This window comes from Marivirga lumbricoides (genome assembly GCF_014636295.1).
In the GTDB taxonomy this organism is placed as follows: Bacteria; Bacteroidota; Bacteroidia; order Cytophagales; family Cyclobacteriaceae; genus Marivirga; species Marivirga lumbricoides.
The window spans coordinates 154,066-166,397 of sequence record NZ_BMEC01000005.1 but is presented as its reverse complement, the minus strand read 5'-3'; the positions used below and the strand labels follow the sequence as shown (position 1 = coordinate 166,397).

General features: G+C 37.9%; 7 protein-coding genes. 5 read left to right on the top strand and 2 right to left on the bottom strand.

Translation table 11 applies throughout. From position 1 onward, the window contains the following. The first annotated feature begins 93 nt into the window (after positions 1 to 93). On the top strand, positions 94 to 975 hold the full coding sequence (locus tag IEV85_RS09235) for a toxin-antitoxin system YwqK family antitoxin (protein ID WP_188462549.1): 882 nt from the start codon (positions 94 to 96) through the stop codon (positions 973 to 975). Further along, positions 972 to 1,355 carry a fluoride efflux transporter CrcB gene (crcB, locus tag IEV85_RS09230; RefSeq protein ID WP_229712547.1) on the top strand — a complete coding sequence of 128 codons (384 nt, stop codon included), beginning with the start codon at positions 972 to 974 and terminating at the stop codon, positions 1,353 to 1,355. Before IEV85_RS09235 ends, crcB begins: the two co-directional genes overlap by 4 nt. On the opposite strand, the gene porU2 is transcribed toward crcB, so the two are convergent. Next, on the bottom strand, positions 1,348 to 6,366 hold the full coding sequence (gene porU2, locus IEV85_RS09225) for a putative type IX secretion system sortase PorU2 (protein ID WP_188462547.1): 5,019 nt from the start codon (positions 6,364 to 6,366) through the stop codon (positions 1,348 to 1,350). The two genes, crcB and porU2, sit on opposite strands and share 8 nt — an antisense overlap. Further along, positions 6,353 to 7,429 carry a putative type IX sorting system protein PorV2 gene (locus IEV85_RS09220; protein WP_188462545.1) on the bottom strand — a complete coding sequence of 359 codons (1,077 nt, stop codon included), beginning with the start codon at positions 7,427 to 7,429 and terminating at the stop codon, positions 6,353 to 6,355. The genes porU2 and IEV85_RS09220 overlap by 14 nt, the downstream gene beginning before the upstream one ends. 282 nt (positions 7,430 to 7,711) lie before the next feature. Between IEV85_RS09220 and IEV85_RS09215 the strand changes: the two genes are divergently transcribed. The 3 genes from IEV85_RS09215 (at position 7,712) to IEV85_RS09205 (ending at position 12,196) form a co-directional block, all read left to right on the top strand. Further along, positions 7,712 to 8,143 (top strand): PadR family transcriptional regulator, encoded by a 432-nt coding sequence (locus tag IEV85_RS09215; RefSeq protein ID WP_345259531.1) that lies wholly within the window; start codon positions 7,712 to 7,714, stop codon positions 8,141 to 8,143. A 58-nt stretch (positions 8,144 to 8,201) separates the two neighbouring features. After that, positions 8,202 to 10,646, top strand: coding sequence for a GIN domain-containing protein (locus IEV85_RS09210; protein ID WP_188462544.1), 2,445 nt, complete (start codon positions 8,202 to 8,204; stop codon positions 10,644 to 10,646). 170 nt (positions 10,647 to 10,816) lie between these two features. Further along, a complete protein-coding gene (locus tag IEV85_RS09205) occupies positions 10,817 to 12,196 on the top strand; it encodes an MBL fold metallo-hydrolase RNA specificity domain-containing protein (protein ID WP_188462542.1) in 1,380 nt (459 codons plus the stop codon). The last annotated feature ends 136 nt before the right edge of the window (positions 12,197 to 12,332 follow it).

Genomic DNA, 12,332 nt, shown 5'->3' with positions numbered 1-12,332 from the left:
GGAAGGGTTTCTTTTCTGCTCCCAAATTCTAAAAAATAATTATGAACAGCCCGGGGAATTCAATATCTTCGGGCTGTTTGCGTTTTTAAACTAATGAAGAAAATAGTTTTAATATATTTTTTAGTAGCCTTCTCTTGTATGGATTTGTGGTCCCAAACTGAAGAGCAAAAAGACACCACAACTACTGCCAGCGACAGCATCAGAACTTCCTTTCAGTTTCTGGATGGCGCTCCTGTGACCATTGATTTAAATGCGGAAGAAGAAGAGGAAAAGGAAGAAGAGGAGAAAAAAGAAGAAAAGAAGAAGAAAAACTTCTACTACGACAAAAAAACACGGAAAAACTTTACTATTTCAGGTTTTGGTGAGAATGTAACCCGGGAACTGTTCAATTACCTCAAAAAAGAATATGTAGAGCCTGATCCTTTTGTAAGAGATTTTTACTGGTACGACTTTAAAAGAAAACAGATCAGAAGCACCAAAAATGCAGATCCGAAGTTTGCAGGGATTTTGCATGGACCATATCAAAAGCTGAAAGATGGCGAAGTAATTGAATCAGGAATGTATTGGAATGGCCTTAAACATGGCAGGTGGATGCGTTATGATAACAACGGTATTTTAATGGACAAAATGGTCTACTTTAAAGGCTGGCCTATTGATTCGGAAATAATCTATTATGATAAAGACAGAACCCAGGTGAAAGAAGTAATTCCCATTGTTTACGGAGAAAAGGAAGGAACTTATCTCTACTTTCATGAAAACGGCCAGGTAGCAGTGCAGGGGGAATTTCGTTTCGATAAAAAAGTCGGGCTTTGGGTAGAATATTATGACCAGCGCAGGAGGAGAAAAAAAACTATTCAATATCGCACTGACCCATTCAATGAAAAATTTGAGCCCTATATTAATCAGGAGTGGGATGCAGGTGGGAAACTTGTATACGACAGGGAACAGTGGGAAAGAAAATTTGCCTCTAAATGATTAAACAATTAGCACTTGTCGGTTTAGGAGGTGCTGCAGGAAGCATCCTTCGTTTCCTCATTTCTGTTTATTCAATAAAATGGTTTCCTACTACCTCATTTCCTCTGGGTACTTTTATAGTAAATATCTTTGGAAGTCTTTTATTAGGAGTAATAATGGGTTATGTACTAAAAACGGAAACCAATACGGAACAGCTAAGACTATTAATAGGGATTGGCTTTTGCGGAGGATTTACCACATTTTCTACTTTTGCTTACGAAAATATCAGCATGATTCAACAAAACAATTATTCGCAGTTCCTTTTGTATGCAGCAGTGAGTTTAATAGTAGGTCTACTGGCTATCTTATTGGGTGTATGGTTAAGCAAATCCTTTATCTGAGAATATATAACTTGCCGTAGCCCTTTGTAAAAGCCTTATCTGCACTTGTAGCTCTTTGCTCCATAAAGGCTCCATTCATTCGTACCAACACTCTGTATAAGTATACCCCATTGGCTAATAGGTCACCAAATTCATCCCGACCATCCCAGGCATAGCTTGTAATATTATTTCCTATATGGATTGGGCCAATTTCATCCTGCAAAATTTCACGCACTACCCTACCGGTAACCGTTAAAATCTGAATTTTTATTTCGTCTGGCAGTTCAGCGCCTGTAAGTGTAAATACAAAGCGTGTTTGTGTAGAAAAAGGATTAGGATAAGGATAAAAATTGGTGATAGTTGAAGCGTTGATCACTTCAAATTTAATTTTATAAGGCTCATCATTGCCAGTAGCATTGTCACTAGCATCAGTACCTTTTACCCTCAGTTGATAAAGCCCGTCAGAGAGTGCATCAGGTTGATATTGTACACTAAAAGGTTTGTCGGATGTTTCCGGGCTCCACTCCACTCTGGGGTTAGAAAAAGCTATTCTTCGGGAAACACAGCCTTCACAAAATTGCTGAAGCTCAATTTCTATTCCCGTGGTATCTTGTTTAGGGATCAACACATTTTCATCTTTCAATTCCAGCCTGATCACAGGTGTAGGGCTCACAATATCTCCATCTAATATATTGATCCCATCAAATGTAACTTCTAAAAATGGAGGTAATGAGTCTTTTTTCACATCTAAAATCTCAGGATAATTAACAATATTATTAACAGAAAGGCTCTCTGCAAACCTGGACCCCGGATTTACTATGGTAGTAATACTATTTTTCCCTACTTTTCCTCTTGAGTTAATATTAAAGCTAAAATCATCTTCTGCAAAAGCCTCTAAAGGTGGTATTGTATCATACTGATTAAAAAATGTTCTGCTATTTTGGTTGAACAGCTGAGTTTGATGTACAATACTGTCTGTAAAATCATTAGGGGTTACATTCACAAATCTAAAATTTAACTGATAGCTTTCCCCTTCATTAACCGCTTTCCGAGCTTCTTCAAAGTTCTTTTCCGGTAAAACAACACCCTCAGGCACCTCATTAAACTTTAGCTGCCATTGCAATAATTTAACAGCCGAAAGATCAACAGGATCAGCAATAGTGGCACGTAATCTTAAATAAGGATAAAGTTTGGCTTCCACTGCACTCAAATCAAGCGGAAGAGTGGCATCAGAAAATATGAGTGTCTGGTTGCTAAGCGTATCAATACCGAATACATCAACACGCACTTCATCATTAGCACTAACATCTCCAAAATCGGCATCCAGGCTGCCCCATTGCTTTACCGGCCCTATCTGGCTTGAAAACACAGTTCCGCTCTCATACCTTGCATTTACTACTTCATTTAAAGTGATTACCTGCATATTTTTGGGATCTGGGGAAGCTCCATTTGCAATTACTTCTATCCCATTACCTGCTCCATATCCTTTCTTACCTAATAATATGTAAGGTTCTCCATTTTGAAGATTATCAATTACAGCAGCTGAAGCACCTAAATTCAGAAGCTCCGGCCTGTTATTAGCCATTAAAATATTCCATGCTACACTATCGTAGGAGCTTAACAATACAAAATCGCCTTCTGGTAATTCGTCAAAATATTTCTTAAAATAAGTTCCCGGCTGATTTAGTTGCGTATTAAAAATTTGGTTAATTACCTGAGGACTTCTACCGCAAGAGAGCGGATCTAATACATCGAAATCACCATTGGCGAGTATTCGGTAAGGTGCACCTGAGGACTTATCAAAAGCTACTAAATTTAGGGAATTGACATCACACTCATCAACAAAGAAACCAAAGGTAGCAAATTCAGTACCCTTTATCTGAATGCTCAACCTTCCTAAGGAGAAATCAGCTGGGTTGCTCACTTCCAGAGTGAAAGGATTTTCTTCAAACGACCAACTTCCATTGCCGATATTCAAGCCTACTACTTCATTTAACTGAAACTGAGAACTGGTATTCTGAATCCATCCTTGCTGAGCTGAGCTTGTATAGGTAAATGATGAAGTTGTCCACTCATCCGGCTCATCTCCTACGGGGTTGGCGAATTTTGTACGCCAGAAATAAGTCTGCCCCTCTGTATTAAGTAACGAAGCAGTCCATTTTGCAATTACTTTAGCATTTATCGTCTGTTGCTGTAAAAACGGACTCTGGAAATTTCGGCTGGTATCAAGCTCAAAGAGAAAATCCCTGTTGTCTGAAAATAAATCTGTTGATTGAGCAGTAAGTTGAACATTTTGTTCATCCGTGAAAGAAAAATTATAAGGGTACAAATTAAGTGTGGTACCGATTGAAATAAAGTAGCTAATAGTAGCTATGTTATTACTCTCACTAATTTCATCAATGGAGTCTGCCGCATCAACTTTAATTTCAAAAATGTTCTGTCCGAAGCTTTCAATGTCTTCATTAAAGATTTTGATTTGTACCGTATCCTGATAATAGATTGAAGGAAAATACTGGGTTTCCTGTACAATCACCTGATTGTTAGGTAAAGTTCTTGTAACAGATATACCAATTGAATCCGTTGGAGTAATCCCATAATTTCTGATAATCGCATTGATGCCAAATTCCGGAGAGATGGCATTAATAGGTTCTCCGTCTAATGAAACCACGCTTAAATCTTCATTAGTAACCGCTAAATCCGGCTTCTGTGTAGGGAATAAGCGGTAGGCAGGGTCTCCCATTAAGTTCACCTGCTGAGCCTGTGCTATAAAGATTTCTGCTGGCTCGGAACCAAACAAATCTAAATAATTGGCAATTACTACTTGCTGAATCTTGCCAAGCGGTTGATCAATAAAAGAAGAATCCCCGAAAGCAGTGACATAAAAAATATCTGAATAGCGCTTAAGCTCATTAGTGAAGCCCAGCGCAGAGTGAGCAAATACTCCAATAGCTCCTTTATCGGGAGTATTTACCCAATCCTCTCCGAAAGTAATTTCAGCAGTTCTTTGCCTGTAAAACGAGCCGGCATTACAGCCATTAATTAATATAAAGGGATATTTACCTTTATTCTTATAGCCAAATACATCATTACTCACAAAACCAATATCTATATCCGTTGCACCGGTGGAAGAATGTCCAAAAAAAGTAATCATTGCCAAGCCATCATTTACTTCATCAGCCACATTTATAAGTTCTACCACCTGGGTGGTTTCTTTGGTTATATTGATGGCATCGCCACCGATAAATGGGCTTTCTGCAAAATTGGAGAACTCCTGAATATTATTCTTAAACCTATTGACTTCAAATGCTGACAGACCGCCACTTAGGTGCAGAAACTTCTTCCTTCTCAGATTATCCAACGGACTGGCTTCCATTTCTTTAATTTTATCAAGGTAAGTAGCTATATTTTGAGAGCTGTGCGCATTTAACCTGCCAAAAGCAATAGCTACTTCATTACTGGCTTTAATTCCAAAGCTATAGAGATTATCAGAGCCGGGATTTCCTGCTACCGGCACATATTCTTTGTAAAGAGTAGCAGAAGTGGTAGACTGTCTATAATAATTATGAAACCAGTTTAATCCTTTTCCTATCAAAAATATAAACTCTGTCTTTTTATTTTCAGCCAAAAACCTGGTAAAACGGTAAAGTGCCATAGGAGAAGTTTCACCGTAATTAAATTGGTTATACAATTGCCCTACATTTACACTTAAGGTATCATAAGCCCCTCCTTGTTGCGAAGCTCTGTAAGATGCATAAGCCTTTACAGGATCATCGTAATCTCCGGCTGCACTTCTTAAGTCTTTGTGGCTGATAATTACATAATCGGGATTAATGCTATTGAAATTTCGAAAGTTGACCCTTTTAATAGTGGGCGTAACAAAATTCTGGTTCTGAAAATAAAGATCAGCCCCATTAAAGGTGTTTTCTATTACGGTATAGAGTTCACCTCCAACCTTATTGGCTCGCAATAGTACAGGATCATCAAAATTATTAATTCTGTAAAGCTGTGCGCTGCTGTTAATATTTTGAAACCTTACAAAAGAAGCATTTCCATTATTGGGCTGCAACCTCAACCGAGTGCTGGGCTCATCGGTCATGTCAAAAGTTTTACTGTAATTTACATCAATATAAGATACTGACATCCTGTCGGGAGAGGCTCCTTGCGGAACTACGCGTACAACGATAGAGCCGTTGGTATTTACATCGGACCAGTCAAGGGCCGTAGATAAAGTTTCAAAACCATAACCGGAGAAATTCATTACACCAACACTTCTTAAACTACCGGCTGAGCTACCGACAAATATTTCCGCCTGATGATCTCTGGCGTTTCTTCCCTGAACTAAAATTGAGAACTGTGGTGGTGAATCACTTCTGTTTTGTTTAATGAGTGAAGTAATAGTGAAATTAGTGGCAGCAGTAAACTCAGTGCCTGACCAGCCTTCTCCTGTATCAAAAGCAGATTTATACACTTCATTTTGAGGACTATAGGACTGCCCTGTGCTTGATGAGTTTACATATAAATTTCTATTTAGCCTGACATAGGAAGTCTCTGTAGATAAATTATTTATATTATTAATAATATTTTCTTCTACCATTCTCTTCCCTTGCACACCATCTAATCTCCAGGTTAAAAAGTAAGCGGTAGTGTCAGTAAACAGATTATAATAAGTGTGTGGTTGGTCTTCCGGTGTTACATAAAGTGGTGTATCAGAATTACCATCATTTGCTTTAGCTAAAAACTGAATTAAATCACCCTGATTTAACCTTCCATCGGCCTGCCCTGTTACTCTTATAGCTATTTCATTGCCCCGGTGGTAAATCCTGATAGTTCTGGCATCAATTGCGGAAAGAGGTAATCCAGCTTGTAAAAGAGTGTTATAATCTAGTTGGTAAGCACCCTCCCGCACAATAGGAATTTTATAATACTGTTGATTATAGTTAATCCATTCCGCACCATATTGGCTAAAGCCTGAAAACGGAAGCAGGAAGGGAAACAAAAAGCCGATGATGAAAAATAGCTTATTCTTTCGCATCCCAATTTAGTATTAAAGAAAATATATGTGAATAAAGAGATTCTGAACTATTACCTAAATCTGTAAAAGCGTAATCAACCTGAAGTATTTTGTATTTGAAGCCCACTCCCATGTTAGCTTGTCCATTCCATCTTTCGGAGCCATCAAAGTTTTTTATTTGCTGAAGATTGTTTGCTCCAAAACGCAAGAAAGCCATTTGGTCAAAAGCAATTTCTATTCCTGCTCTTGGGTCTATTGAAAATGCTTCTTCGCTGATGTAGGTATTCCTGGGGCCGTCAAAAGTAGCGTCAAAATTTACTTCTCCTAATATACTGAACTTGTAAGGCAGCTTTTGCGTATAAGCAGCTCCCAAAATTACCCTTGGAACTGCCAGCTCAGTGGTATTTTCAGGAATCACGTTGTCTGTTTGGGTGTAGATATCTTCTATTAAAGTAATATTATGATACCAGGTTGTAAAAGTACCTGTTACATCTCTTGCCATTAATCCAAAATCGAAATTCTTATATTGATAAGCTAAACCAAGATCAAAACCAAATCCCCATGCTTTGGCAAACTCCCCTACTGTTCGATGAATAATTTTTGCATTAGCACCAAAGGATAAACCTTCCAACATTTTTAAGTTTCTGGCATAAGAGAACTGAAAAGCGTAATCGGCAGCAGAGAAAAACCGAATATTATCGTAATTGAGGGCACCATTGGCATCATACAGGAAACGGGTATCAGGGATATCATCCACACCAAATCTTAAAAAAGTGATAGCCATTGAGCTTTGCTCATCAATAGGTGTGGCAAAGCCGGCATAATCATAGGCTGCTATTCCCGCAAAATATTCCGCGTGCATAATGTTGAGGGAATAATCATTCTTCACGCTCATCAGTTTGGCCGGGTTCCAATAGCCCGCTGAAGCATCATTTACTGAAGCAACAGTAGCTCCGCCCATCGCAAAACTTCTGGCTCCTACCCCAATGGAAAGAAACTCATTAGCATACTTTGGCTTGGAAACCTGCGCAGCAAGCTCCAGGGAAATAACTAGTAAAAGAATTAAAACTGATAAAAATCGCATGGATTAATATTTTCCTAAAAGTAGCAAATATCTCTCTAAATAATATAATCTAATCATCCATTTACACCTTTTGTTGATTCTTGTTAATAGAAAATTGTAACAAAAGCGTACACTTTTCCTTTTGGGAGTGATCATGCCCGAACAGCAAAAGTCAATTTTAAATTCCCAAAAACCGGAGCCGAAAATATTCTTATAGGCTTATATATTAAATAAAGCTGTTTTTAACCACCTATTGAGTAATCTTAGCCTTCAGGAAAAATCTGTTGGTACAAAACTTGGCAAATGTACTCTGAAAGTGAAGAATATTTCACCGACAATATTTTTAATAAAATGAAAATCTATATGATAGCAGAAAGAATAAAATCGCAATTGAGGATGGGAGTCCTGGAATATTGTGCCATGCAAATACTGCATAGAGGAGAGGTTTATGCATCTGATATAATTGAGGAGTTATTGGCTGCCAAGTTAATTTCTGTTGAAGGAGTAATTTACCCTTTACTTATCCGCTTTAAAAATGAAGGTTTGGTTGAATACGATTGGGTGAGCTCAGAAAACGGATTACCTAAAAAGCATTACAAATTAACTGAAACTGGCATGAGTACCATGAGAGCATTGGATCAGACCTGGGATGGTTTATACGCCACAACGGATGAATTTCGTCAAAAGAATACTGTTGTTTCACCATCAGATTCAGACACAACCACTAAAAAATAATTCGGCCGGGTGGCAAAAAAAGTAGCACTACTCAGGTAAAAAACTTAATTTTAAAGCAATGAAAAAGAACATAAGTATCAATATAGGCGGAATTATTTTCCATGTAGAGGAGGATGGTTTCGAAGCATTGAAAAATTATCTTGAAACAATAAACCAATATTTTGCTGATTTTGATGATAGTCAGGAAATCATAAATGACATAGAAAACAGGATTGCTGAAATCTTCCTTAGCAAGCTTAAAGAAGACAAGCAGGTAATCAACCTGGATGACATACAGGCCCTTATGGCCACTCTAGGTAGTATTGAAGATTTTAAAAAGGCTGATGAGCATGCTGAAGAAAAAGAAACCAATTATCAGCAACAGAAAACCTTTGCAACCGACAACCCTGAATCTAAAAAGTTATACAGGGATACCAGACGGAAGGTATTTGGTGGAGTAGCTGCCGGAATTGCACACTATTTCAACATGGATGCCCTTTGGATCAGGTTGGCACTCGTGTTACTAGTGGTTTTAACCACTTTCCTGGATGGTTTTTCAATATTAATTGGTATCACTTATATAGTATGCTGGATTTTTCTACCTGCCAATCCTTTTTTAAGAGAGGATGAAAAGGTAAAAAAACTATACAGAAGCCAGGAAAACAAAGTAATTGGTGGTGTAGCAAGGGGTCTCTCTTCTTATTTGGGGGTAGATGTAGCCATCATCAGAATCCTTTTTGTTTTACTGTTAATTCCCGGTGGTGCAGGTTTCTTTATTTATCTGGTTTTATGGTTGATCACCCCATACGCAAAAACTGTAACACAAAAAATGCAAATGGAAGGTACCCCCATAACACTTTCCAATATTGAAAAGAACATTAAAACAGGTCTGAATGTAAAAGACGGTGAAGAGAATTTATTGGTAAGAATATTACTGTTCCCATTCCGGTTAATCGCCATCATTCTGAATGGTCTGGCTAAAGCTTTAGGCCCTGTACTTAACTTTGTAGTTGAAGCTATCAGAGTAATTTTAGGTATTTTCTTACTGCTATTTGGCTTAATATCAGGTGTTTCTATTGTAGTAGCCACTTTGGTAAGTAAAGGTTTTCTCGTTAATTCCGATTACTTCCATTTTAATGACTTCCCGTACGAGGTAATTTCCAACACAATACCTGCAGAACTGGCAATAGCTGTGGTAATACTGCTGCTTATTCCGGCTATATTCATCATTATCTCAGGAGTAAGTGTGTTGGCAAAAAGATGGGTACTCAATAAAACAGTAGGTTTTTCTATGCTTGCAGTATGGGTAATAGGAATTGTACTATCGGCAATTTTAATACCTGCCACTATCCTCAAATTTGATGAGAGAGGTACCTATTCAGAAGTAAAAACATTCAAAATTGGGGAAGGGAAAACCGCTTTCTTAAAAGTAAACGAAATAGGATATGAAGAATTTAAATATTCAAGCCTTACTTTGAAAGGCTATGACGGAAACGAATTCAAGCTGGAAAAAGACTTTAGGTCACAAGGCAGTTCAAGAATGGATGCAGAAGAAAATGCAAAAATGATAACTCATGATGCAGTGCTTGAACATGATTCTGTACTGGTGATCGATTCTCACTTTAAATTTAAAAAAGATGCATTATTCAGAGGCCAGCAATTGAAAATGACTTTATACATTCCATATAACCAGCCATTTCAAATGGATAGAGACATGCAGTATTTGTTGAGAAATACCATCTACATTAATGGTTACAATACAAGACAAATACCTTATAATACCTGGATGTTTAATTCCGAAGGATTGCAATGCTTAACCTGCGATGAAAAGCAAAGCAAAACACCGGCTGTAGTGGATAATTACTTTTACAGGACACCTTTTGAAATATCAGGTGAAATGAGCCCAGAGATTTATAGCTTTGATAATTTTGATGAAATATCCGGAGCCACAGGACTATTTTTAGAAATACATCAGGGTGATGAATACAAAGTAGCTGTATTTTCAGACGAGGATAACCTGGAAGATCTTGAAATAAGAAATGATAACGGAAAGCTGGATATTAGCTACAATGTTGACAATTGGGGTTGGAGAAACACTGTCCCTGACATTAAATGTGTTATAACTGTACCTTCACTGGAAAAAATAAGTTTATCATCAGGTGCTATTGCTCATTTGATTGATTTTAAAGAAGACGATTTAAGAATTGAACTTAACTCTGCAGGGTCATTGTATGCGAAAGGCTCTTTCGGGAATTTAAGAGTAGAACTATCCAGTGCAGCAAAAGCAGTTCTGGCAGGTAAAGCCAATTATCTGAATGCCGATGCAAGCAGCGCTGCTCAGTTGGAGGCTTTCGACTTGCTTGTAAGCAGGGCCAACATTGATGTCTCTAGCGCTGCAAAAGCCGAAGTAAATGTGGAAGAAAGCCTTGATGCAGACGCCAGTAGTGCTGGTAGAATAAACTATAAAGGTAGTCCTGATGTAAACAGTAATAACAGTAGTGGCGGCAACGTAAAAAGAGAATAAAGAGAAAATAATATATTCAAAAGCAAAATAACCTCAGAGCCCTTTGAGGTTATTTTGTTTTACAGTTGCCACACAACTTTTGACCTAAATATTTTTCAAAAGAAAAGTAAAAAGGAGTTACTTCTACATTAATTTTAGCATCTTGTTATTTTAATTCTAAGCTAGCTTTTATGGAGGTAAGATTAAAATTTTTAGGTGGGGCTCAATCTGTTACCGGCTCAAAATATCTGCTTGAAATTGACAACTACAATCTTTTAATTGATTGCGGACTTTTTCAGGGACTAAAACAATTACGATCAAGAAACTGGGAAGATTTGCCTATTCCTGCTGATCAAATTGATGCAATCATTCTAACTCACGCTCACCTGGATCATTCCGGCTATGTTCCGCGCCTTGTGAAGCAGGGTTTTTCAGGAAAAATCCATTGCACAGAATCAACTGCGGACCTTCTGGAGATCCTATGGAAAGATTCCGCTAAGCTTCAGGAAGAAGAAGCGGAATTCATTAAGAAAAAAGGCTACAGTAAACATAAAAATCCGCTGGCACTGTATAACCAAAAGGATGTGGAAGCTTCACTCCCATTGGTAAAGACAGAGAAATTTAATCAGTCAATTGAACTGACTGATGCGATCCGAATTAAATTTTATCCGGCAGGCCATATTCTCGGTGCTTCAATTGTAGAAATCATCGTCAAAGGAGATAGTCAAGAGAAGAAAATAGTGTTTTCCGGAGATTTAGGAAGAGAAAGTGATCCTGTATTATTTCCACCTACAGTAATAAATTCAGCAGATATACTGCTGCTTGAGTCTACTTATGGTAACCGCAGCAATGATGTTACTACCATTCGGGAAGAACTCAAAACACAGATTCTTGAAAATATCGATGAAGGCATTATTATGATCCCTGCATTCACAGTAGGCAGAACCCAAAACCTTTTATTCTACCTAAATGATTTAATTCAGTCGGGCGAACTACCAAAAGTACCAGTGTACCTAGACAGTCCAATGGCAATTAGCGTAACCGCTTTGTACGAAAAACATGATGCAGAACACAGATTGTCAGATAAAAATATCTTCAATGCTGATAATTTCCATTATATAAAAGAACAAACTCACTCTAAAGCACTGGATGCTCTTAAAAAAAGGGCCATTATTATTTCGGCAAGTGGTATGCTTACCGGTGGAAGAATTTTGAACCACCTGTTTCACAGAGGGCCTAATAAAAATGACACATTATTGTTTGTTGGCTATCAGGCAGAAGGTACGCGTGGAAGGGACATTTTGGAAGGAAAAAAGCAGGTCAAAATCTATGGAGAGGAAGTTGCCATTAATTGTAAATGTGTAAAGATTGATGGTTTATCTGCACACGCTGATCAGAAAGAACTAATTAACTGGTTTAAAAATATTAAAGACAGCCCAAAATATACTTTTGTTGTTCATGGGGAAAAGGATGCTGCTGAAGTATTGAAATCACATCTTTCAGAGACCGGAGCTTCAAACATCATTATACCTAATTACCTGGAATCATTTGAGCTGTTTCAGGGAATCTGATAATTCCTGCATTTAATAAACAGGAAATATCAATAAGATACCGGATACCGATGTGTCGGCACAAGTTAACTTCCGGTCTTGAAAAAATATAATCCCGCCTGAGCGGGATCGGGATAGCCTTTCCCGGGCTACCGGG

What these genes read in the sequence shown, in the direction of transcription:
- IEV85_RS09235 (WP_188462549.1), top strand. Translation starts at nt 94, where the DNA reads ATGAAGAAAATAGTTTTAATATATTTTTTAGTAGCCTTCTCTTGTATG.
- crcB (WP_229712547.1), top strand. Translation starts at nt 972, where the DNA reads ATGATTAAACAATTAGCACTTGTCGGTTTAGGAGGTGCTGCAGGAAGC.
- porU2 (WP_188462547.1), bottom strand. Translation starts at nt 6,366, where the DNA reads ATGCGAAAGAATAAGCTATTTTTCATCATCGGCTTTTTGTTTCCCTTC.
- IEV85_RS09220 (WP_188462545.1), bottom strand. Translation starts at nt 7,429, where the DNA reads ATGCGATTTTTATCAGTTTTAATTCTTTTACTAGTTATTTCCCTGGAG.
- IEV85_RS09215 (WP_345259531.1), top strand. Translation starts at nt 7,712, where the DNA reads ATGTACTCTGAAAGTGAAGAATATTTCACCGACAATATTTTTAATAAA.
- IEV85_RS09210 (WP_188462544.1), top strand. Translation starts at nt 8,202, where the DNA reads ATGAAAAAGAACATAAGTATCAATATAGGCGGAATTATTTTCCATGTA.
- IEV85_RS09205 (WP_188462542.1), top strand. Translation starts at nt 10,817, where the DNA reads ATGGAGGTAAGATTAAAATTTTTAGGTGGGGCTCAATCTGTTACCGGC.